This window comes from Prauserella shujinwangii, from assembly GCF_003001955.1.
Classification (GTDB): Bacteria; Actinomycetota; Actinomycetes; order Mycobacteriales; family Pseudonocardiaceae; genus Qaidamihabitans; species Qaidamihabitans shujinwangii.
Map to the genome: position 1 here is coordinate 229412 of NZ_PVNH01000010.1, position 20991 is coordinate 250402.

Here is a 20991-nt window from a genome sequence, read left to right on the forward strand (position 1 = left end):
TCTCAGCGACCGGCACCCCCGCGGGTTGCCACGATGGTGAGGTGATCGTCCGTCGCCTGGCGCAGCCGCTGGTCCTGGTCGCGCTGGCGACACTCGGCGTGCACCTCACCACGTTCCTGGCCCGCCCCGTCGCCTCCTACCGCGTGCTCGCGCTCGGTGGGGACGCCAGGGCCGTCGGGCTGGTCGCGGCGGCGGGCGCGTTCCTGCCGATCTTCCTCGCCCTCCCGATGGGCCGCTCGGCCGACCGGGGGCGGCTGCCCTGGCTCCTGCTCGGCGGCGCACTGCTGCTGGCCGCGGGCACGTTCCTGCTGGCCAACGCCGGCTCGCTCGGTGCGATGGCCGGCGGCAACGTCGTGCTCGGCACCGGTCAGCTGGCACTGATGCTGGCCTTCCAGTCGCTGGTCGCCGCGCTGTCCGCGCCCGAGCACCAGGACCGCAACTTCGGCTGGTTCACCGCCGCGGCGTCGGCCGGGCAGCTGGCCGGACCGCTCGTCGGCGGCTGGGTCGTCGGCGGAGGGTCCGGCGACCTGCTCGCCGAGACCCGCGTCGCGTTCCTCATCGGCACCGCGGCGAGTGCCGCGATCCTGCTGTTGTGCGTCCCGCTGGCGGCGTCCGCCCGCCGCGGGGCGCCCACCGGCCGCACCCCCGTGCGGCGCGGCTCGGCGACCGTGCTGCTGCGCAACCGGCGGCTCCTCGTGGCGATCTTCACCAGCTTCGCGGTGATGTCCAGCGTCGACGTGCTGACCGCCTACCTGCCGGTCCTCGGTCACGAACGGGGCCTGGCCCCCTCCGTCGTCGGGGCGCTGCTGGCGGTGCGCGCCGGTTTCTCGTTCGTCTCCCGCCTGCTGATCCCCCTGCTGCTGGCCCGCGCGGGCAGGCTCACGGTGCTCATGGTCAGCGGAGCCCTCTCGGCGGCGAGCCTCGTCGCGCTGGTGTTCGCCACGCAGGCGTGGCACGTGGCCGTGCTGATGGCCGTGCTCGGCACGGTGCTCGGGCTGGGCCAGCCGCTGACGATGACCTGGACGGTCCGCGAGGCACCGGAGAACCTCCGGTCCACCGCGCTGGGCCTGCGGCTGACCGGCAACCGCGTGGCGCAGGCGGTGGCCCCCGCGGCGGCGGGTGCGGTGTCGGCACTGGTCGGCGTCGCCGGGCCGTTCCTGTTCATCGCCGCACTGCTCGCCGCCTCCACCGTCACGGTGCTGCCGGGCTGGCGGGCCGAGCGCGGCGCAGCAGGCTGGCGGTGGCGTCGTCGGCCGGGTAGAACGACTCGATCGACAACTCGGCCAGGGTCACGTCGAGCGGCGTGCCGAAGGTGGCCACCGTGCTGAACAACGCCAGCTCGGCGCCCCCGTGCCGGAGCCGCAGCGGCACCAGGAAGTCGCCGGGACCGGGCACCTCCACCTCGGGCACCGGCTGCGCGCACGGGTAGCCCCGCAGCTCGGCCAGCAGGTCGGCCAGCCCGGCGTCCGCCGTGGCCGCCACCTCCCTGCGCAGCCTGCCGAGCAGATGCGCTCGCCACTCGCCCAGGTTGACGATCGCGGGCGCCATGCCGTCCGGGTGCAGGGTCACCCGCAGCACGTTCACCGGCGGCCGGAGCAGCTCGGGGGCCACTCCCTCGAGCAGCAGCGCCGCCCCGGCGTTGGCCTCGACGAGGTTCCACCGGCGGTCCAGGACGACCGCCGGGTACGGCTCGTGACCCGTGAGCAGCCTGCGCACCGCCTCGCGCACCACCGCCATCTCGGGATCGTCCAGCGCGCTCTCGCCGTACACGGGCGCGTATCCCGCGGCGAGCAGCAGCCGGTTGCGCTCACGGAGCGGCACGCCGAGGTGTTCGCCGAGCCGCAGCACCATGTCGCGACTGGGCGTGGCCCGGCCCGTCTCGACGAAGCTGAGGTGCCGGGTGGACACCCCGGCTTCGAGGGCGAGGTCCAGCTGACTGATCCGGCGGCGGTCGCGCCACTCCCGCAGCAGCTCCCCCACCGGCCTTGTCCGGACGGGCGCACTGGTGGTCACGCGGTGGACGTTACGGGGCCCGCCGCCTCCGTGCCATGACCTCGCAGGTCATCGACGGGTGCCGCCGCCGAGGGCACAGTCTGCGAATGAGCCGCGACAAGGCGGCGCTGTATAGGTCGTTATACATCGACCGTTCCCGCAAGGAGGAGACCCGTGACCGACCACCAGCACCTCGCCGAACGCTACGTCGACGTGTGGAACACCACCGACGCCCGGCGCCGGCGGGACCTCGTGGAACGGCTGTTCGCGCCGGACGCGACCTACACCGACCCGCTCGGCGCCGTCCGCGGCTGGGACGGCATCGACGAGTTCATCGCGGGCGCCCAGCGGCAGTTCGCCGGGATGTCGTTCCGGCTCGGCGGACCGGTCGACGGTCACCACGACACCGCGCGGTTCACCTGGCTCCTCGGCGCGGACGGCACCGAGGAGCCGGTCGTGATCGGCTTCGACGTGATCGTCACCGAGGGTTCCGACCGCATCGGCCGGGTCTACGGCTTCCTGGACAAGGTCCCGGCCTGACACCGGGACCGGGCAGGCGCGCGGCGAGGGCTCCCGGTCCCCCGGGGACGGGAGCCCTCGCCGCGCCGTGCTTGACAGTCAATCCATCGAGGAGTCTATTGTACTAGTTAAATAGATAAATGGAGGATCGGTGATCGAGTTCCACTTGGATGCGCGCTCCGGCGTCTCGCCCTACCTGCAGCTGGTCCGCCAGGTACGGCAGGCGCTCCGGCTGGGACTGCTGCGCGAGGGTGACCAGCTGCCGACGGTCAAGGACGTGGTGGCGCGGCTGGCCATCAACCCGAACACCGTGCTCAAGGCGTACCGGGAGCTGGAGCACGAAGGGCTGATCGCCGCGAGGCCGGGTGTGGGGACGTTCGTCACCCGGACGCTCAGCGACGCTTCCCTCGCCGCGCACGGGCACCTCCGCCACGAGCTCCGGCGCTGGCTCTCCCGTGCCCGCCAGGCAGGCCTCGACGACGAGAGCATCGAAGCCCTGTTCATGACGACGTTTCGGGCCGCCGCTGAGGAGGACATCGCATGACCACCCTTCTTCGGACCCGTGAGCTGGGCAAGCGGTACCGGCGGCGCTGGGCGTTGCGCGACTGCACCCTGGACATCCCGGCCGGCCGGATCGTCGGCCTGGTGGGCCCCAACGGCGCGGGGAAGTCCACACTGCTGAACATCGCCGCGGGCCAGCTGGCACCGAGCGCGGGCAGCATCGAGGTGCTCGGCGGGCATCCGGCGAGCGGACCGGCCCAGCTCGCCAAGGTGGGGTTCGTCGCGCAGGACACCCCCGCCTATGCGGCGCTCACCGTGGCCGACCACCTGCGCCTCGGGGCCCGGCTCAACCCACGCTGGGACGCCGCCGCCGCGCGGAACCGCATCGAGCGCGTCGGTCTCGATCCCGCCCAGCGGACGGGCACACTGTCCGGCGGTCAACGCGCGCAGCTCGCGCTGACGCTCGGCGTCGCGAAACGACCCGAGTTGCTGATCCTCGACGAGCCCGTGGCCGCGGTGGACCCGCTCGCCAGGCGCGAGTTCCTGCAGGGTCTCATGGAGGCGGCCGCGGAGTACGAGCTCAGCGTCCTCCTGTCCTCCCACCTGGTGACCGATGTGGAACGGGTGTGCGACTACCTCGTGGTTCTCGTCGACTCCCACGTCCGGGTGGCCGGCGACGTCGACGAGCTGCTGTCCAGCCACCACCGGCTCACCGGCCCGCGGCGCGACCCCGGGACCCTCCCCGCGGGGCAGCACGTCGTGTCCGTCAGCCACACCGAACGGCAGACGACGCTGCTCCTGCGCGCCGAGTCCCCCATCCACGATCCGGCATGGACGGTGAGCCGTGTCGGCCTCGAGGACCTCGTCCTCGCCTACCTGTCCCCGCCCACCGCCGCCGGCAGGCCCGCACTGGAGGTGCTCCGGTGATCTGGCTGACCTGGCGGCAGTTCCGCGTCCAGGCCGCGGTCGTGTTCGGCGCGATCGTCGCGCTCGCCGTCGTGCTCGTGGTCACCGGCCGGGAACTCGCCGACAGCTACGCGGCGGGACTCGCCGCGTGCACGGCGAGCGGTGGCTGCTCCGCGTTTCTCACGAATTTCCTCCGCGACCACGACGCCCAGTACTACGGGCTCGCCGCCGTCACGATGGCCCTGCCCGGCATTCTCGGCGTGTTCTGGGGTGCGCCGCTGGTCAGCCGCGAGCTGGAGACCGGTACCCACCGGCTGGTGTGGAGCCAGAGCATCACCCGCACCCGCTGGCTGGCCGTCAAACTCGGGCTCGTGGGCCTCGCTTCGATGCTGGCCGCCGGCCTGCTGAGCCTGGCCGTGAGCTGGTGGGCCACGCCGCTCGACGAGGCCGGCGCGAGCGCCCGGCCCCGGCTGTCCCCGGTCGTCTTCGCGGCGCGCGACCTCGCCCCGATCGGCTACGTCGCCTTCGCCTTCGTGGTCGGCGTCGCGGTCGGCATGCTGGTCCGCCGCGCCCTGCCCGCGATGGCGGTCACGCTCGCGATCTTCGTCGCCCTCCAGATCGCGGTACCGCTGTGGGTCAGGCCGAGCCTCCTCCCTCCCGTGGAGGCGACCGTCGCGATCACGCCGGAGAACCTCCGCGGCATCGGTATGTCCAGTCCGGACGGTACGGCGCGGGAGCTCACCATCGCCGTCGAGGAATCCGGTTCCTGGATCCTCGACAGCGACACCGTCGGCGCGGACGGCGCGCCGGTCGGCGCGCTGCCGGCCTGGTTCTCCGAGTGCGACCCGATCATGTTGACCGGGCCGCCCACGGATCCGGCGGTCCGGAACTGCTTCGACCGGCTCGCCGAAGAGGGCTACCGGCAGCACATCACCTATCACCCGGGGAGCCGCTACTGGACGTTCCAATGGCTCGAGGTCGCACTGTACGGCGCCGCCACGCTGGCCGCCGCCGGGTTCGCCTTCTGGTGGCTCCGCAAGCGGCTGTGCTGACCGGTACCGCTCGGCGGCTCAGACGTAGGCGTCCACCGGCGGACAGGAGCACACCAGGTTCCGGTCCCCCGCGGCCTGGTCGATCCGCCGCACCGGAGGCCAGATCTTCTCGCCCCGGCCGCCCGCGGGGTACGCGGCCTCCTCCCGCGAGTACGGGTGGTTCCACTCCCCGGCAAGGCTGCGCGCGGTGTGCGGCGCGTGCCGCAACGGGCTGTCCGCCACCGTCCACTCGCCGTCGGCGACCCGGTCGATCTCGCCGCGGATCGCGATCATCGCGTCGCAGAACAGGTCGAGCTCGGCCAGCTCCTCGCTCTCGGTGGGCTCCACCATGAGCGTGCCCGCCACGGGGAACGACATCGTCGGCGCGTGCAGGCCGTAGTCCGCCAGCCGCTTGGCCACGTCGTCGACCGTCACCCCGGTCCGCTTCGTCAGCTCGCGCAGGTCGAGCACGCACTCGTGCGCGACCAGCCCGTCGTGCCCGGAGTAGAGCACCGGGAAGTACGGGTGGAGCCTGCGTGCCACGTAGTTCGCGGCGGCGACGGCGGTCAGGGTGGCCCTGCGCAGGCCCTCGGCTCCCATCATCCGCACGAAGGCCCACGAGATCGGCAGGATCGACGCGCTGCCCCACGGCGCGGCGCTGATCGGGCCCACCCCGGTCGCGGGCCCCGCGGCGGGCTGCAGCGGGTGGTTGGGCAGGAACGGCGCGAGGTGGGCACGCACGCCGATCGGGCCGACCCCGGGGCCGCCACCGCCGTGCGGGATGCAGAAGGTCTTGTGCAGGTTCAGGTGCGAGACGTCGGCACCGAACTCGCCGTACCGGGCCAGGCCGATGAGCGCATTGAGGTTGGCACCGTCCACGTAGACCTGCCCGCCCGCCTCGTGCACGAGCGAGCACACCTCGGTGATCGTGTCCTCGTACACGCCGTGCGTGGAAGGGTACGTCACCATGATCGCGGCGAGCACGTCGCGATGCTCCTCCACAGTGGACCTGAGGTGATCGATGTCCACATTGCCCTGCTCGTCACAACGCACGACGACCACCCGCATCCCGGCCATGACGGCGCTCGCCGCGTTGGTGCCGTGCGCGCTGGCCGGGATCAGGCAGACGTCGCGCCGCGCCTCCCCGCGGTCGCGATGGTAGGCACGGATGGCCAGCAGTCCGGCGAGCTCACCCTGGCTGCCCGCGTTCGGCTGCACCGACACGGCGTCGTAGCCCGTGATCTCCGCCAGCCAGCGCTCCAGGTCGGCCACCACGCGCAGCAGGCCGGCGGCGTCCTCCGCGGGCGCGAACGGGTGCAGCCCGGCGAACTCGGGCCAGGTGATCGGTTCCATCTCGGCGGCCGCGTTGAGCTTCATGGTGCACGAGCCGAGCGGGATCATGCTGCGGTCCAGCGCCACGTCCTTGTCGGCCAGCGCGCGCAGGTACCGCAACAGGGCGGTCTCCGAGCGATACCGGTGGAACACCGGATGCGTGAGGAACTCGCTCGTGCGGGCCAGCTCGGCGGGCAGGGCGTCCGCGCTGTCCGCGTCGAGGGAGTCCACATCGGACACGGCGACGCCGAAGGCCTTCCACACCAGCCCGAGGTGCTCGCGCGTGGTGGTCTCGTCACAAGCGATGCCGACGTGGTCGTCGTCCACCGGGCGCAGGTTCACGCCGAGGTCGCGGGCCGCGGCCACGACCGCTCCGGCACGGCCGGGAACGACGGCGGTGACGGTGTCGAAGAACTCGCCGTGCGCGACCTCGATGCCGCCCTCGGCGAGCCCGGCCGCGAGCACGGTGGCCATGCGGTGCGCCCGGGTCGCGATCCGGCGCAGCCCGTCCGGTCCGTGGTGGACGGCGTACATGGCGGCGAGCACGGCGAGCAGGACCTGGGCGGTGCAGATGTTGCTGGTGGCCTTCTCCCGGCGGATGTGCTGCTCGCGGGTCTGCAGCGCGAGCCGGTACGCGGGCGCGCCGTCGGCGTCGACGGACACCCCCACCAGCCTGCCGGGCAGCTGCCGCTGCAGCCCCTCGCGCACGGCGAGGTAGGCCGCGTGCGGCCCGCCGAACCCGAGCGGCACCCCGAACCGCTGCGTGGACCCCACGGCGACGTCGGCGCCGAGTTCGCCGGGCGGGCGCAGCAGGGTCAGCGCGAGCGGATCCGCCGCGACGACGACCGCGGCGCCGTGTTCCTTCGCCTCGCCGATGACCGGCGCGAGGTCGCGGACCGCGCCGGAGGCACCGGGGCAGGACAGCAGCACGCCGAAGAAGTCACCGCCGAGGCCGAGGCCGTGCAGGCCCTGGGCCAGGTCGGCGACGACGATCTCGATGCCGAGCGGCTCGGCGCGGGTGCGGAGCACCTCGATGGTCTGCGGCAGTGTGTCGGCGTCCACCACGAACCGGTTCGAGGACGGCCTGCCCGCACGGCGGACGAGCGTCATCGCCTCCGCCGCTGCGGTCGCCTCGTCCAGCATCGACGCGTTGGCGATCGGCAGCCCGGTGAGGTCGGCGACCATCGTCTGGAAGTTGAGCAGCGCCTCCAGCCTGCCCTGCGAGATCTCCGGCTGGTACGGCGTGTAGGCGGTGTACCAGGCCGGGTTCTCCAGCACGTTGCGCCGGATCACCGCGGGCGTGACCGTGTCGTGGTAGCCCAGCCCGATCATCTGGACCATCGGCCGGTTCCGCGCGGCCAGGTCGCGCAGCTCCGCCAGGGCCCGCGCCTCTCCGGCGGGCGCCGGCAGCCGCGGTGGCCCGGGTTCCGGTTCGGTGATCGAACGCGGAACGGCCCGCCGGGCCAGCTCCTCGAGCGAGCCCACGCCGATCACCTCGAGCATCCGGGCCAGTTCGTCCGGCCTCGGGCCAAGGTGGCGGTCGGCGAACGACCCGCCGTGCTCCAGCGCGGCGAGGGGAAGTCGGTCCGTACCCATGGGCGCACCTCCGGATCTCGGGTCGGGGCCAGGACGACCGTCGAGGCCCTCCCCCTCTGTCCCTGCCCGTGCGGGCGCCTGAGAGGTTCACCCGGCTTTTGCGCTGGGCTTGCACCTTCGGCGGGGGCGCCGGATGGTGGCCCGGCGACCCGCTTTCCAGAGGCGTCTCCCCCGCGCGGTCCTGGTGCCTGAGAGGTTCCGGGGAGGAGTTGCTCCTTCGGCGCCGGCCCACTGTTCGTGGCCGGACTCTCCCGCGCGGCGTCGTACGACTACCCGTCGAGCCTACCTCGCCGGCATGCGGGTGATGCGCACGAGGAGGTCGTACAGCTGCTCGCGCTCGGCCCCGGACAGCTCGGCGAGCAGCTCGGCGTTGGCCTCGTCCACGAGGACGTCGGTCCGGGCGAGCACCCGCGCGGTCTCGGATGTCGCGACGACGATGTTGCGCCTGCGGTCCTCGGGGTCGGGGTTGCGCCGGACCAGGTGCTCGGCCTCCAGCGCGTTGATGATCGCCACCATGTCGCTGCGGTCGACACCGAGCCTGCGCCCCAGCTCCGCCTGGGTCATGCCGCCGAACTCGAGCAGCGCCGCCAGCACGGCGTGGTGATGCTTGCGCAGGCCCTCCGCGGCGAGCTTGCCGGCGACCAGCTGGTGCGAGCGGGCGCCCGCCTGGCTCAGCTGCCAGCTCACCAGCCGGCGCAGTGCCGTGGGCGGCAGCGGGCGTTCCGCGGGATCGACGTAGTCCGACATGGGCTCATCGTACGCAGTTGTTGGACCTGCCAACAGTTGATACGTTGGCAATCCCAACATTGGTGCCACCAACGAGAAGGAGCCGCCGTGCCATCCACCCTCGGCACCGCCACCACGGCGGAGCGCGGACCCGCGCCGAGGGGCGCGCTGCCGCTGCTGCTGCTCGCCTCGACGCTGAGCGTCCTCGCGGGCGCCGTGATCAGCCCGGTGCTGCCCATGATCCGCGCCGACCTGCGGCTCTCGGGCACCGCCGTCGGACTCGTCCTCACCACCCACGGCCTGGTCATCGCGGTGGCGAGCCCGCTGGTGGGCCGGGCGGTCGACCGCTGGGGGTTCCGCGGGCCGCTCGCCGCGGGCCTGCTCGTCTACGCCCTCGCGGGGGCGGCCGGGCTGGTCGTCGAGTCCTACCGGCTGCTGATCGCCAGCCGGGTGGTCTTCGGCGTCGGAGCCGCCCTGCTGTTCGCCGCCACCACCACGGCCATGCTCACCCTCTACACCGGGCCGCACCGCGACCGCGCGATGGGCTGGCGGTCCAGCGCCACCGCGGCGGGCGGGATCGTCTGGCCGCTGGCCGGGGGCGCGCTCGGGGCCCTGTCGTGGCACGCGCCGTTCGGCGTGTACCTCATCGCGCTGCCGTTCGCGCTGGGCGCCCTGGCGCTGCTGCCGTCCGCCGCACCGGTGCCGGGCGAGCGGGAGCGCGGCGGTCTGCCCGCGCTGCTGCGGGCCCGTCCGGTGCTGCTGCTCTACTACGGCCTGCAGCTCACGATGGCCTCGCTGCTGTACTGCATCGTCGTGTTCCTGCCCCTGCGGCTCGCCGACCTCGGTGTGCGCTCGCCGCTCCTGCTGTCCGTCTTCACGGCGGTCACCTCGGCCGCGGCCACCGCCGTCGGGTTCGGCTACGCGCGGCTGCGGGCGACCGCGTCATACACCGCGCTGCTGCGCTCGTCGGTCGCACTGTGGGCGGCGGGGTTCCTGCTGCTGGGCGTGGCGGCCCACCCGGTGCCGCTCGGCGCGGGAGCGGCGCTGTTCGGACTGGGGCAGGGCGTCGCCTTCCCCGCGCTCACGGTGCTGATCGGCGACGCCGCGCCGGAGCGCCTGCGGGGCAGGGCCACCGCGCTGACCGGGACGACGATGTTCCTCGGGCAGTTCGCCACCCCGCTGCTGTTCGGCCCGCTGGCGGACCGGATCGGCGTCGCGCGCGGATACCTCATCGTGGCGGGGATCCTGGCGGCGCTGGCCACCGGGCTCGCGTGCTCGCGGCCCGGCCCGCGGTGATCGCGCTCAGCCGGTGCGGCGGGCGTTGCGCCGCTCCGACAGCTCGTCCGGCACGGCGGGCTCGAACACCCCGCCGTCCGCCCGCTCCGCGGGGAACTCGTGGATCGTGCCGCTGATCTCCTGCATCGCACCGCTCACCGCGATCCCGAACACGCCCTGCCCGCCCTGGAGTAAATCGACGATCTCCTCGGGGGACGTGCATTCGTAGACGGTGGTGCCGTCGGAGAACAGGGTGACGCGGGCGAGGTCCCGGACCCCCCGTGCGCGCAGGTGCTCGACGGCGACGCGGATGTTCTGCAGGGAGACACCCGTGTCGAGGAGCCGCTTCACGATCTTGAGGACGAGGATGTCCTTGAACGAGTACAGCCGCTGCGAACCGGAACCGTGTGCGCTGCGGATGCTCGGCGCGACCAGCTTCGTGCGCGCCCAGTAGTCGAGCTGCCGGTAGGTGATGCCGGCGATCTGACACGCCGCGGGCCCGCGGTAGCCGACCAGCTCGTCCGGCAGCGACGCGTCGGGAAACAGCTCACCCTGCTCACCGCCGGTACCACGGACGGGGCCTTCCTCGACCACGCACGCCTCCCCTCGCCCGGCCTCGCGGCCGGCGAAACAAGACCGCCGAACCCGCACGGGAACGGCCGGTATGGCAACCGCGCCGGGCAGAGTCGACCCAACCGGACTAATCACACCGGCGCGATTCATTCTCTCCGACGGTAAGCCTGCCCGCCGGGCCGGTCAACGCGACGCGCGGGCACCCTCGATCCGGTCTCGAGAGTTGCCTCCCGACCACGCGGTCTTACTCGGCCATGTAATCTTTTACTCATGCGGATAAACACCGGGACGTTCCTTCGCGGGTCCGGGATGACCCCCACGGAGGCAGCCCGGCGCGCCCAGATCATCGAGGCGACGATCGACACGGTGGCCGAACTCGGGTACGGGAAGGCGTCGTTCGCGCGGATCGTCGAGCGCGCGGGGCTGAGCAGCACGCGCATGATCTCCTACCACTTCGCGGGCAAGGAGGACCTGATGCTCGCGACCATGGGGGCCGTCGTCGACGCCTGCGACCGGTTCCTGGAGGAGCGGCTGCCGGCGGACGCGGACCGGGCGGCCATGCTGCGGGCCCGGATCGAGGCCGAGGCGGCGTTCGTGGGTGCCCATCCGCGCGCGGCACGGGCACTGATCGAGATCGGCACCCACGGCAGAACGGAGGACGGCGCGTCGCTGTCCGAGCTGGTGAGCCGGGACGTCCGGGTGGGGAGGCTGCAGCGGCTGCTGCTGCAGGGGCAGCGAGAGGGAGCGTTCGGCGAGTTCGACGCCGAGGTGATGGCGATGACGATCCGGCACGCCCTCGACGGGGTGGCGCTGCGCCGCACGCGGGAGCCGGGACTCGATGTCGAGGCCTACGGCCGCGAACTCGCGGGGCTTTTCGACCGGGCCACGCGGCCCGGCTGAGCCGCTCCGTTTACGTGTCGGCGCCCCGGAAGTCCTCCGGCGACACGGAGTCGAGGAACTCGCGGAACTTCTCGACCTCGTCCTCCTGCTCGTCCGGGATGATCAGCCCCGCCTCCTCCAGCACCGAGTCCTCGGCGTGGATCGGCACGCCCACGCGGAGCGCGAGGGCCACGGAGTCACTGGGCCGCGCCGAAACGCGGACATCCCCGTCGAACACGAGCTCCGCGAAGAAGGTGCCCTCGCGGAGGTCGGTGATCACCACCTGCTCGAGCTCCCGGCCCAACGCGCCGATGACCTCCTTGAGCAGGTCGTGCGTCAACGGCCGGGCGGGCCGCACACCCTGTTGCTCCAGTGCGATGGCGGTGGCCTCGACCGAGCCGATCCAGATCGGCAGGTACCGCTCGCCCTCGGTCTCCCGCAGCAACAAGATCGGCTGGTTCGCGGGCAGCTCGACCCGCACGCCGACGACGCGCATCTCGCTCATCGGGCTTCGCCTCCCTCTCCTGCGCGCGGGCTGCAGCGCTGTCCTGAGGATCCCGCATCGACTCCTGTCGACGCTACCCGTCATCTGGGCGCTGTGCTCGCCGCGAATTCTCTTGCCGGCTCCACTGCCAACTCTGCACCAACCGTACGACATCCGTGCCGGACCGTTGGCTCATCGATATCTGGCGTCGTGCACGCGAATTCCGTCGCAACCCTGCGATTCCGAGTCTACCCGCCGGTCACGCCGCGGATGCCCGCCTTGACCAGCAGGGTGTGAAGTGTGACCGACAACGCCGCGAGCTCGCGCACCAGTTCGTCGCCGCGGGCCCTCGCCTCGGTGTCGCGGTGCCGGTACACCGGAGCGACAATCTGCTCCAGCAGACCGACTTCGCGATCGGCGGACGCGCGGAACGCACGCAGATGTCTCGGCTCGATACCGAATTCCGTCATCGACTTGACAGTCCTCGCGATGAGAACCGCGTCGGAATCGTAGAATCCCGCGGCGCCGGGCCGCACGAGTCCGTACTGGCAGAGTTCGTCGAGCAGGGCGGTGTCGATTCCCGCCTCGGCGAGCAGCTCCTCCTGGGTGAGCCGCACCTCGTGGTCGGTGGCGAAGTCCCCGGGCGCCGGCAGGCCGGAACGGTCGCCGTCCCCCGCCCCGCGCAGGGACACGAGCCTGCGCGGCAGCCGCGGCGCAGGCATGGCCGGCTCGAGGCCGCGGTCGGCGGCGTCCAGCTGCTCCTTGATGACCTTGAGCGGCAGGTAGTGGTCGCGCTGCGCGGCCAGCACGAACCGCAGCCGCTCCACGTCCGCCGCTGTGAACTGCCGGTAGCCGGACGGCGTGCGGCCAGGCTGGACGAGCCCTTCGGACTCGAGAAACCTGATCTTGGAGATCGTCACGTCGGGGAACTCGCCGCGCAGCTGTGCGAGTACCGCCCCGATGCTCAGCCCGTCCCGCTGTGGCCGCCCGGCCGCCGTCACTGCGCCCCCTGACCCCCGTGCCCGGGGCCGGTCAGGAAGACGAGGCGGAACTTGCCGATCTGCACCTCGTCGCCGCCGGCGAGCACAGCCTGGTCGACCGGCTCGCGGTTGACATAGGTCCCGTTCAGGCTGCCGACGTCGATCACCACGAACTCCCCGCCCTCGCGGCGGAACTCCGCGTGCCGCCGGGACACGGTGACGTCATCGAGGAAGATGTCGCTGTCCGGGTGCCTGCCCGCGCTCGTGGTGTCACGATCGAGCAGGAAGCGGGAACCCGCGTTCGGCCCGCGCTTCACCACCAGCAGTGCCGAGCCTGCCGGAAGCGCGTCGACACCGGCGACCGGCGGCTCCGCCTGGGCCTCCTGGCCTTCCACCTCGGAAAGGAAGTCGGCCCGGAAGACGGAGGTCCGTTCCGGAGACTGCTCCGGGGGAACGCCGGGCCCGTCGTTCGTGCTCACCTGAGCTCTCCTTACGCACTGAAGTGTCGTCGTCGAAACGTGGTGTGGCCAACGTACCGTGCCTGGTCGGGCGAGAGAGCCCGGGCTCCCGGATCAGCCCTCGATCACCCGCTGGTAGGCATCCGCATCGAGCAGGCCGTCGATCGCGGCCGCGTCGGACACCCGGACCTCGACGAGCCAGCCCTCACCGTACGGATCGCTGTTGATCAGCTCCGGCGAGTCGGCGACCGCGCCGTTGACGGCGACGATCTCGCCGTCCAGCGGGGCGAACAGCTCGGACACGCTCTTGGTGGACTCGACCTCGCCGAACGCCTCGCCCGCGTCGACCTGGCGGCCGACCTCGGGCAGGTCGACGAAGACCACGTCACCGAGCTGGTCCTGCGCGTACTCGGTGATCCCGACGCGCACGGTGTCCGCGTCGCGGACCGCCACCCACTCGTGCTCCTCGGTGTACCGCAGCTCTTCCGGAGTCGACAACTCCGTCCCCTTTCGTGCTCCTCGCTGGTCACTGCTGCGCGCATCCTTGCACAGTCAGCCCGGTGCGGTGGCGCGCGAGCGCGGCGACACCGCCCGCACCGTCTGCAGCACGTAGAGCGCACCGGACCACAGGTACAGCGCACCACCCCAGATCGTGAAGGCGTACGCGAGCGGCCGCGCCACCTCGGCGACCGCCGAGTCCCCCTGCATGAGCAGCAGCAACGGGAAGGCGTACATGAGGTTGAACGTGGCGCCCTTGCCGACGTAGCTGACCTCGGGCGGCGCGAACCCGTACCGGCGCAGGACGAGCAGGCACCCGCCGACGACCAGCTCGCGGCCGAGCAGCGCCGCGACGACCCACCACGGCACGATGTCCCGGACGAGGAACGCGACCAGCGTCGCGACGATGTAGAGCCGGTCGGCGGCCGGGTCGAGCAGCTGGCCGAGCCTGCTGGTCTGGTCGAGCCAGCGGGCCAGCTTCCCGTCCAGCCAGTCCGACAGGGCGCTGACGACGAGGACGGTGAGGGCCCAGCCGTCCTCCTCGGGCCCGAGCAGCAGCCACAGGAACAGCGGCACGCCCGCGAGCCGCAGGATCGACAGGATGTTGGGCGCGGTCAGCGCCTGCCGGGCGAGGGACGGCTCGGCGGGTCTCGCGGGCCGGTCCGGCTCCGGGGAGCCGCCGTCGTCTGGGGTCGCCGACTCGGTCACCCGCTCACCGTATCCGCCGCGGGAGCGCCGTCCCTCCCGGCTCACCGGGAACGCCGGTAGCTCCAGCCCCTCCGCTGCAGGTCGGCGCCGGTGAGCTGCTGCGGCCTGCCGTGGTTGTCGGTGCCCATCCAGCGCGGCCTGCCCGACGCGCTCTCCAGGACGTACGGCCTGCCCTGGCTCCACACCACGGTGCACGGTGTGGTCGGCGGGGCCGACGTGGTGGGCTCGCCCGGGGTCTTCCCGTCTTCGTCCGTTTCCGTACTCATCGCTCTCCGTGCTCGATTCGGGTGGTCGTGCGAAAGTCCTGTTCTGCGGGTTGCCGCTGAGCCGGGACCTACACATGGCCGCTGTCGCGCTCACCGAAAGCATCGGTTCACCGAGCCGAACCGTTAACCCGCACGACGGCGCTTTCACCCGGGTGCGCGCGAGCACATTGGGAGAGCTGCTCAACCGTCGTCCACAAAGGACTCCGCGCGCAGCCCCGTTCATCACGGAGAGTGATCACCGGCGATGAGCAGTGCAGGCCACCTTCACTGCGTTCAGCGCACCGAAGGTGGCCTGCGCTGCCCCGGGGCCGCCCGCGGGGAGGGGCTCAGCCCTTGAGGGCCGGGAAGTCCTCCTCGCGGAACTCCGCGGGCTGCCGGGTCTCCCCCGCGGCCTCCTCCTTGCCGCGCAGCTCCACGCGCCGGATCTTGCCGGAGATCGTCTTGGGCAGCTCGGCGAACTCGAGGCGCCGGATGCGCTTGTACGGCGCGAGGTGCTCGCGGCAGAACCGCAGGATGCTCTCGGCCGTGCCGGCGTCCGGCTCGTGGCCGCTGGTGAGGACCACGTACGCCTTCGGCACCGCCAGCCGGATCGGGTCGGGCGCGGGCACCACGGCCGCCTCGGCCACCGCCTCGTGCTCCAGCAGCACGCTCTCCAGCTCGAACGGCGAGATCCGGTAGTCGGAGGCCTTGAACACGTCGTCGGTGCGCCCGACGTAGGTGATGTAGCCGTTCTCGTCGATCGAACCGACGTCGCCGGTGTGGTAGTACCCGCCCGCGAACGCCGCCGCCGTGCGCTCCTCGTCGTCGGTGTAGCCCACCATGAGCCCGGTCGGCCGCCGGGACAGGTCGAGGCAGATCTCGCCCTCGTCGGCGGGCTGCCCGGTGAGCGGGTCGAGCAGCGTCACCGTGAACCCCGGCACGGCCCGGCCCATCGACCCCGGCTTGACGTGCTGGCCGGGGGTGTTGGCGATCTGCACGCTGGTCTCGGTCTGGCCGAACCCGTCGCGGATCGTCACGCCCCACGCCTTGCCGATCTGCTCGATCACCTCGGGGTTGAGCGGCTCCCCCGCGCCGACGACCTTCCTCGGCGGGGTCCGCAGCGCGCCGAGGTCGGCCTGGATGAGCATCCGCCAGACGGTGGGCGGTGCGCAGAAGCTGGTGACGCCGCAGCGGTCCAGCTGTGCCATGAGGGCCGCCGGGTCGAACCGGGAGTAGTTGTAGAGGAACACCGTCGCCTCGGCGTTCCACGGCGCGAACACGTTGCTCCAGGCGTGCTTGGCCCAGCCCGGCGAGGAGATGTTGAGGTGCACGTCCCCGGGTTCCAGGCCGATCCAGTACATCGTCGAGAGGTGGCCCACCGGGTACGAGGTGTGCGTGTGCTGCACGAGCTTCGGCTTGGCGGTGGTGCCGGAGGTGAAGTACAGCAGCAGCGGGTCGTCCGCGGCGGTCGGGCCGTCGGGCGTGAAGTCCTCCGCCGCCGAGTACGCGTCCGCGAACGAGCGCCAGCCGTCCACCGGATCGCCCGCGACGATCCGCGTGTAGTCGCCGGGGACGTCGGCGAACTTCCCGGCGTCGGCGGAGCGGACGACGACGTGCCGGGCGTCGCCGCGCTCCACCCGGTCCCGCAGGTCGGCGGGCCCGAGCAGGGTCGAGGCCGGGATGATCACCGCGCCCAGCTTGATCGCGGCGAGGATGGTCTCCCACAGCTCGCCCTGGTTGCCGAGCATGAGGATGAGCCGGTCGCCGCGCCGCACGCCCTGCTCCCGCAGCCAGTTCGCCACCTGGGCGGACCGGCGGGACATCTCGGGGAAGGTCCAGCGGTTCTCCGAGCCGTCCTCCTCGACGATCCACAGGGCGGGGCGCTCGGCGTTGGCGGGATCGGCCGCGATGCGGTCGAACCAGTCGAGCGCCCAGTTGAACTCGGTGAACTCCGGCCAGGCGAAGTTCGCGTAGGCGGTGTCGTAGTCCTCGCGGTGGGCGAGCAGGTAGTCCCGCGCCGCGCGGAACTGCCCGTGGACGTCGGTGGCGCCGTTGCTCACGTTGGTCTCCTCGGTCGGCTGGGTCGGTGGGGTCGGCGTTTCACTCACCCCGGAACACAGGGTCCCGCCGTTCCATGAATGCTTGTACCGCCTCCTGGAGATCCCGGCTCGGCAGGAACGCGGAGTTCCACGCGGAGACGTACCGCAGACCGGCCGCGACCTGCTGCTCGGTGTTCACCGACAGCACGTCCTTCACGCCCTGCACGACCAGCGGCGGGTTGGCCGCGATCTCGGCGGCGAGGTCGCGGGCGGCGGCCAGCACGGTCTCCGCGTCCGGGTACACGTCGTTGACCAGGCCGATCCGTTCGGCCCGCGCCGCGTCGATGTCCTTGCCGGTGAACGCGAGCTCCCGCAGGTGCCCCTCCCCGATGATCGCGCCGAGCCGCTGCAGGCTGCCCAGGTCGGCGACGATCGCGACCTTCACCTCGCGGACACTGAACTTCGCGTCGGCGCTGGCCAGGCGGATGTCGGCGGCGCTGATCAGGTCCACGCCACCGCCGATGCACCAGCCGGCCACGGCCGCCACGACCGGCTTGCGGGTCGCCGCGACCGAGCCGACGGCGTCCTGCAGCCTGCGGACCTCGTCCAGGAACTTCGTCCGGGGCCCGGCCAGCGCCTCACCGCCCAGGTACTCGGCCCAGCTCGGCATCATCGCGGGCAGGTCGAGGCCGTAGGAGAAGTGGGCGCCACCGCCGGTGAGCACGATCGCCCTGACCTCCGGGTCGTCGTCCAGGGCGCCGAACACGAGTGGCAGCTCGCGCCAGAAGTCGGGCCCCATGGCGTTGCCCTTGCCCGGGCCGAGCAGCGTCACCTCGGCGACATGCCCGGTGCGGTCCACCGTCATCGACACCAGGTCGCGCAGGTTGTCGGAGCTTCGAGTCATGCCTGTCATCCTGACGTACGCCATTGGCGACCTGCCAGCGGCTACGGTGAGCGCACGGCTTCCGCCGAGTGGGAAGGACGGTGACCGCGATGAGCAGCCTGCCCGCACCGAACGAGCCGCCGCCCGCACCGGCGCCACCGCGGGCTTCCCGGGTCCGGCCGCTGGAGCTGGCGGGTGCGTTCACGTGCGGAGGTCACCGCCTCGCCTACACCGAGTACGGGGCGGGCGACGCCGTCGTGGTGCTCACCCACGGGATCATGTTCAGCCGGCGGATGCACACCCCGCTCGCGCGCGAGCTGGCCGCGGCGGGCTACCGCGTGGTCACCCTCGACCTGCTCGGCCACGGCGAGTCGGACCGGCCGCACGACTCGTGGGAGTACTCGATGCCCGCGTTCGCCGAGCAGGCCGTGGCGCTGCTCGACCACCTCGGCGTGGACCGGGCCGTGGTGGGCGGCACCTCGCTGGGCGCGAACGTGGCGCTGGAGGTCGCGGTGTCGGCGCCGGAGCGGCTGCACGGGATCGTCGTCGAGATGCCCGTGCTGGACAACGCGATCGTCGCCGGGTTGCTGACGTTCGGCCCGCTGCTGTTCGCCGCCCGGTTCGTGCCGCTGACCGTGCGCGCGGTCGGGGCGCTCGCCCGCGCGGTGCCGCGCGGCAGCCAGTGGGTCGACGTCGTCACCGACACCCTCGACCAGGAGCCGTCGGCCATGGCGGCACTGCTGCACGGCGTCCTGTTCGGCCGGGTGGCGCCGGAGCGGGCCCAGCGCCGCCGGATCACCGTGCCCGCGCTGGTGATCGGGCACGAACGGGATCCGATCCACCCGTTCGGCGACGCCGACACGCTGGCCGCGGACCTCCCGAGCGCCGAGTTCGTGCGGGCCCGCAGCCCGGTCGAGCTGCGCCTGCAGCCGGACCGGCTGACCGACGAGATCACCGCGTTCGTCGGCCGCTGCTACGGCCGCTGACCGGGCGCCAGCCCCGCGACCGGGCCGATCACGGTCACCGCGGGGGGCCGGATGCCCGCCTCCGCGGCGTCGGCGGCGATCTCCTTGAGCGTGGAGCGGACCACCCGCTGGCCGCGCATCGTGCCCTCCTGGATCATCGCGACCGGCGTGCCGGCGGGGCGGCCCGCCGCGAGCAGCGCGTCGGCGAACTGCCCGATGCGCTCGACGCCCATCATCAGCACGATCGTGCCGCGCATCCGGCCGAGGGCGTCCCAGTCGGTCAGCGACTGCTCGTGACCGGGCGGGACGTGCCCGGAGACGACCACGACCTCGTGCGCGACGCCACGGTGCGTGACGGGCACGTCGGCCACCGCGGGAACCGCGAAGGCACTGGTGATGCCGGGCACGATGGTGACCGGCACGCCCGCCTCGGCGCAGGCGAGGACCTCCTCGAACCCCCGTCCGAAGACGTACGGGTCGCCACCCTTGAGCCGGACGACGAACCGGCCCGCCCGCGCGTTGTCCACGAGCGCGCTGTTGATCACGTCCTGGCTGGCCGCGCGACCGTACGGGATCTTGGCCGCGTCGATCACCTCGACGTGCGGCGGCAGCTCGTCGAGCAGCTCGCGGGGGGCGAGCCGGTCGACCACCACGACGTCGGCCCTGGCGAGCAGCCGCCTGCCGCGCACGGTGATCAGCTCGGGGTCGCCGGGGCCGCCGCCGACCAGCGCGACGCCGGCCGGTTCACCGGAGGTGTCCAGGTCGGCGCCGGGGTCGGCGACGGTGCCCGCGCGCAGGCCGTCGAGCAGGTTGTCGCGGACGGTCGCCGAGCGGTGGTGGTTGCCGCCGGACAGCACGCCGACGAGCAGGCCGTCGTGCTCACCAGTGGCGGGGGTGACGGCGCTGCCCTCCGCCCCGGCGTCGGCCCGGACGCAGAACACCTTCTCGCGCTCGGCCTCGGCGCAGACGGCGGCGTTGACCGCGGGGTCGTCGGTGCAGGCCAGGGCGTACCAGGCGCCGGCGAGGTCGCCGTCGGCGTAGCGGCGCCCGTGCCAGGTGATCTCCCCGGCGTCCGCCATCGCGCTCACCGAGGGGGTGGTGTGCGGGGAGACGAGCTCCACCGCGGCTCCCGCCCGCACGAGCCGGGGCAGCCGCCGCTGGGCGACCGTGCCGCCACCGATCACGACGACCCGCCGCCCTTCGAGGTCCAGTCCGGCCAGGTAGTGCTCCTCCGCCATGCGCCAAGCATGCCGGGCGGCTCCCGGACCGCCTCGTCAGGGTTGCGGAAGAGTGAGCAGCTCCTCACTCCCGTGTGCGGGCGGCGGCGCGGCAGTGAAGGCCACCTTCACTGCGCTCAACGCACCCAGGGTGGCCTTCACTGCCGCCGGCGACGTCCGGTCAGCCGCCGCGCTTCGGGGTGGGGTACGGCAGCAGGGCCATCTCCCTGGCGTTCTTGATCGCCACGGCGACCTCCCGCTGCTGCCGGGGCGTGAGCCCGGTGACGCGCCGGGCGCGGATCTTCCCCCGGTCGGAGAGGAACGTGCGCAGCAGCGCGACGTCCTTCCAGTCGACCTCCTCGATCCCGGCCGCGTGCAGCGGGTTGCGCTTGCGGCGGACCGGCCGGTACGGCTTCGGCATGTCGCTGCTCACCAGCTCGACTTCGTGACGCCGGGCAGTTCGCCGCGGTGGGCCATCTCCCGCAGCCGGATCCGGGAGAGCCCGAACGCGCGGAAGTACCCGCGCGGCCGCCCGTCGACGGCGTCGCGGTTGCGCAGCCGGGTCGGGCTGGAGTCGCGCGGCAAGGCCTGCAGCGCGGACACCGCGGCCGCTCGCTCGTCCCCGGTGGAGCGCGGCGAGCGGATCACCGCCTTCAGCTCCGCCCTGCGCTCGGCGTGCCGGGCCACCAGCACCCGCCGCCGGGCGTCCTGCGCGATCTTGGACTTCTTCGCCATCAGCGCTCCTCCCGGTACTCGACGTGCCTGCGGACCACCGGGTCGTACTTGCGCAGGACCATCCGGTCGGGGTCGTTGCGCCGGTTCTTCCTGGTCACGTACGTGTGGCCGGTGCCGGCGGTGGAACGGAGCTTGATGATCGGGCGGATGTCGTTGCGCGCCATCAGAACTTCTCCCCCCGCGCCCGCAGGCCGGCGACCACGGCGTCGATCCCTCGCTTGTCGATCGTCCGCATCCCCTTGACCGACACCCGCAGCCGGACCCAGCGGCCCTCGCTCGGCACCCAGTACCGGCGGGTCTGCAGGTTCGGCTCCCAGCGCCGCGACGTCCGCCGGTGTGAGTGCGACACCTGCTTGCCGTATCCCGGCCTGCGGCCGGTGACCTGGCACACGGCTGACATGCACCCTCCCAAATGGTTTTGGTTTTCGTTTTCAATTACAGTACACGCC

Annotated in this window: 24 protein-coding genes, 1 pseudogene and 2 riboswitches; of the genes and pseudogenes, 8 read left to right on the top strand and 17 right to left on the bottom strand. The window is 72.6% G+C overall.

The features are described 5' to 3' along the window. Positions 1 to 41: 41 nt before the first annotated feature. Positions 42 to 1154: pseudogene (locus B0I33_RS30555) on the top strand (MFS transporter); the annotation flags it as partial. Between the two features lie 37 nt (positions 1155 to 1191). Here the strand turns inward: B0I33_RS30555 and B0I33_RS23725 are convergent. Continuing rightward, on the bottom strand, positions 1192 to 2013 hold the full coding sequence (locus B0I33_RS23725; RefSeq protein ID WP_106181067.1) for a helix-turn-helix transcriptional regulator: 822 nt from the start codon (positions 2011 to 2013) through the stop codon (positions 1192 to 1194). 153 nt (positions 2014 to 2166) lie between these two features. On the opposite strand from B0I33_RS23725, the gene B0I33_RS23730 reads away from it, so the two are divergent. From B0I33_RS23730 to B0I33_RS23745, 4 genes are all read left to right on the top strand, one after another. Continuing rightward, positions 2167 to 2532 (top strand): nuclear transport factor 2 family protein, encoded by a 366-nt coding sequence (locus tag B0I33_RS23730; protein ID WP_106181068.1) that lies wholly within the window; start codon positions 2167 to 2169, stop codon positions 2530 to 2532. A 130-nt stretch (positions 2533 to 2662) separates the two neighbouring features. Continuing rightward, positions 2663 to 3055 carry a GntR family transcriptional regulator gene (locus B0I33_RS23735; RefSeq protein WP_106181069.1) on the top strand — a complete coding sequence of 131 codons (393 nt, stop codon included), beginning with the start codon at positions 2663 to 2665 and terminating at the stop codon, positions 3053 to 3055. Continuing rightward, positions 3052 to 3939 carry an ABC transporter ATP-binding protein gene (locus tag B0I33_RS23740; protein WP_106181070.1) on the top strand — a complete coding sequence of 296 codons (888 nt, stop codon included), beginning with the start codon at positions 3052 to 3054 and terminating at the stop codon, positions 3937 to 3939. Before B0I33_RS23735 ends, B0I33_RS23740 begins: the two co-directional genes overlap by 4 nt. Continuing rightward, the gene (locus B0I33_RS23745; RefSeq protein ID WP_106181071.1) at positions 3936 to 4970 is read left to right on the top strand and encodes an ABC transporter permease subunit; all 1035 of its coding nucleotides are present in this window, start codon (positions 3936 to 3938) and stop codon (positions 4968 to 4970) included. Before B0I33_RS23740 ends, B0I33_RS23745 begins: the two co-directional genes overlap by 4 nt. Before the next feature lie 18 nt (positions 4971 to 4988). On the opposite strand, the gene gcvP is transcribed toward B0I33_RS23745, so the two are convergent. Beyond that, positions 4989 to 7877 (bottom strand): aminomethyl-transferring glycine dehydrogenase, encoded by a 2889-nt coding sequence (gene gcvP / locus B0I33_RS23750; RefSeq protein ID WP_106181072.1) that lies wholly within the window; start codon positions 7875 to 7877, stop codon positions 4989 to 4991. Positions 7878 to 7923: 46 nt separating this feature from the next. Next, a riboswitch (glycine riboswitch) is annotated at positions 7924 to 8043 on the bottom strand. Beyond that, positions 8044 to 8141: riboswitch (glycine riboswitch) on the bottom strand. A gap of 18 nt (positions 8142 to 8159) precedes the next feature. Beyond that, on the bottom strand, positions 8160 to 8624 hold the full coding sequence (locus B0I33_RS23755; RefSeq protein WP_106181073.1) for a MarR family winged helix-turn-helix transcriptional regulator: 465 nt from the start codon (positions 8622 to 8624) through the stop codon (positions 8160 to 8162). 87 nt (positions 8625 to 8711) lie between these two features. Between B0I33_RS23755 and B0I33_RS23760 the strand changes: the two genes are divergently transcribed. Then, positions 8712 to 9899: an MFS transporter gene (locus B0I33_RS23760; protein ID WP_106181074.1), complete on the top strand. Its 1188-nt coding sequence runs from the start codon at positions 8712 to 8714 to the stop codon at positions 9897 to 9899. Positions 9900 to 9905: 6 nt separating this feature from the next. Here B0I33_RS23760 and B0I33_RS23765 read toward each other — a convergent pair whose 3' ends face one another. Further along, entirely contained in the window at positions 9906 to 10472 is a 567-nt protein-coding gene (locus B0I33_RS23765; RefSeq protein ID WP_106181075.1) for a MerR family transcriptional regulator, read from the bottom strand. Positions 10473 to 10721: 249 nt separating this feature from the next. Between B0I33_RS23765 and B0I33_RS23770 the strand changes: the two genes are divergently transcribed. Next, positions 10722 to 11351, top strand: a complete 630-nt coding sequence (locus B0I33_RS23770) for a TetR/AcrR family transcriptional regulator (RefSeq protein ID WP_106181076.1) — start codon at positions 10722 to 10724, stop codon at positions 11349 to 11351. A 10-nt stretch (positions 11352 to 11361) separates the two neighbouring features. On the opposite strand, the gene B0I33_RS23775 is transcribed toward B0I33_RS23770, so the two are convergent. From B0I33_RS23775 to B0I33_RS23810, 8 genes are all read right to left on the bottom strand, one after another. After that, positions 11362 to 11835 carry a bifunctional nuclease family protein gene (locus B0I33_RS23775; RefSeq protein ID WP_106181077.1) on the bottom strand — a complete coding sequence of 158 codons (474 nt, stop codon included), beginning with the start codon at positions 11833 to 11835 and terminating at the stop codon, positions 11362 to 11364. 227 nt (positions 11836 to 12062) lie between these two features. Continuing rightward, positions 12063 to 12815 carry a transcriptional regulator FtsR gene (gene ftsR / locus B0I33_RS23780; RefSeq protein ID WP_181193427.1) on the bottom strand — a complete coding sequence of 251 codons (753 nt, stop codon included), beginning with the start codon at positions 12813 to 12815 and terminating at the stop codon, positions 12063 to 12065. After that, positions 12812 to 13273, bottom strand: a complete 462-nt coding sequence (gene garA, locus B0I33_RS23785; RefSeq protein WP_106181078.1) for a glycogen accumulation regulator GarA — start codon at positions 13271 to 13273, stop codon at positions 12812 to 12814. The genes ftsR and garA overlap by 4 nt, the downstream gene beginning before the upstream one ends. 93 nt (positions 13274 to 13366) lie before the next feature. Next, on the bottom strand, positions 13367 to 13750 hold the full coding sequence (gcvH, locus tag B0I33_RS23790; protein WP_106181079.1) for a glycine cleavage system protein GcvH: 384 nt from the start codon (positions 13748 to 13750) through the stop codon (positions 13367 to 13369). A gap of 54 nt (positions 13751 to 13804) precedes the next feature. Continuing rightward, positions 13805 to 14458, bottom strand: a complete 654-nt coding sequence (gene clsA, locus B0I33_RS23795; protein ID WP_106181080.1) for a cardiolipin synthase ClsA — start codon at positions 14456 to 14458, stop codon at positions 13805 to 13807. 41 nt (positions 14459 to 14499) lie between these two features. Further along, a complete protein-coding gene (locus B0I33_RS23800) occupies positions 14500 to 14724 on the bottom strand; it encodes a hypothetical protein (RefSeq protein WP_106181081.1) in 225 nt (74 codons plus the stop codon). Between the two features lie 326 nt (positions 14725 to 15050). Continuing rightward, positions 15051 to 16763, bottom strand: a complete 1713-nt coding sequence (locus B0I33_RS23805; RefSeq protein ID WP_106181082.1) for an AMP-binding protein — start codon at positions 16761 to 16763, stop codon at positions 15051 to 15053. A gap of 40 nt (positions 16764 to 16803) precedes the next feature. Next, positions 16804 to 17646 carry a crotonase/enoyl-CoA hydratase family protein gene (locus B0I33_RS23810; RefSeq protein WP_106181083.1) on the bottom strand — a complete coding sequence of 281 codons (843 nt, stop codon included), beginning with the start codon at positions 17644 to 17646 and terminating at the stop codon, positions 16804 to 16806. Positions 17647 to 17735: 89 nt separating this feature from the next. Here B0I33_RS23810 and B0I33_RS23815 point away from each other — a divergent pair, with 89 nt between their 5' ends. Continuing rightward, positions 17736 to 18611: an alpha/beta fold hydrolase gene (locus B0I33_RS23815; RefSeq protein ID WP_106181084.1), complete on the top strand. Its 876-nt coding sequence runs from the start codon at positions 17736 to 17738 to the stop codon at positions 18609 to 18611. Here B0I33_RS23815 and cobA read toward each other — a convergent pair. From cobA to rpmB, 5 genes are all read right to left on the bottom strand, one after another. Beyond that, on the bottom strand, positions 18599 to 19828 hold the full coding sequence (cobA, locus tag B0I33_RS23820) for a uroporphyrinogen-III C-methyltransferase (RefSeq protein ID WP_106181085.1): 1230 nt from the start codon (positions 19826 to 19828) through the stop codon (positions 18599 to 18601). The two genes, B0I33_RS23815 and cobA, sit on opposite strands and share 13 nt — an antisense overlap. A gap of 160 nt (positions 19829 to 19988) precedes the next feature. Beyond that, positions 19989 to 20228 carry a 30S ribosomal protein S18 gene (rpsR, locus tag B0I33_RS23825; protein WP_106181169.1) on the bottom strand — a complete coding sequence of 80 codons (240 nt, stop codon included), beginning with the start codon at positions 20226 to 20228 and terminating at the stop codon, positions 19989 to 19991. A gap of 8 nt (positions 20229 to 20236) precedes the next feature. Continuing rightward, positions 20237 to 20542 carry a 30S ribosomal protein S14 gene (gene rpsN, locus B0I33_RS23830; protein WP_106181086.1) on the bottom strand — a complete coding sequence of 102 codons (306 nt, stop codon included), beginning with the start codon at positions 20540 to 20542 and terminating at the stop codon, positions 20237 to 20239. Then, positions 20542 to 20706 carry a 50S ribosomal protein L33 gene (gene rpmG, locus B0I33_RS23835; RefSeq protein WP_106181087.1) on the bottom strand — a complete coding sequence of 55 codons (165 nt, stop codon included), beginning with the start codon at positions 20704 to 20706 and terminating at the stop codon, positions 20542 to 20544. Before rpmG ends, rpsN begins: the two co-directional genes overlap by 1 nt. Continuing rightward, positions 20706 to 20942, bottom strand: a complete 237-nt coding sequence (gene rpmB, locus B0I33_RS23840; RefSeq protein ID WP_106181088.1) for a 50S ribosomal protein L28 — start codon at positions 20940 to 20942, stop codon at positions 20706 to 20708. Before rpmB ends, rpmG begins: the two co-directional genes overlap by 1 nt. Positions 20943 to 20991: the final 49 nt, after the last annotated feature.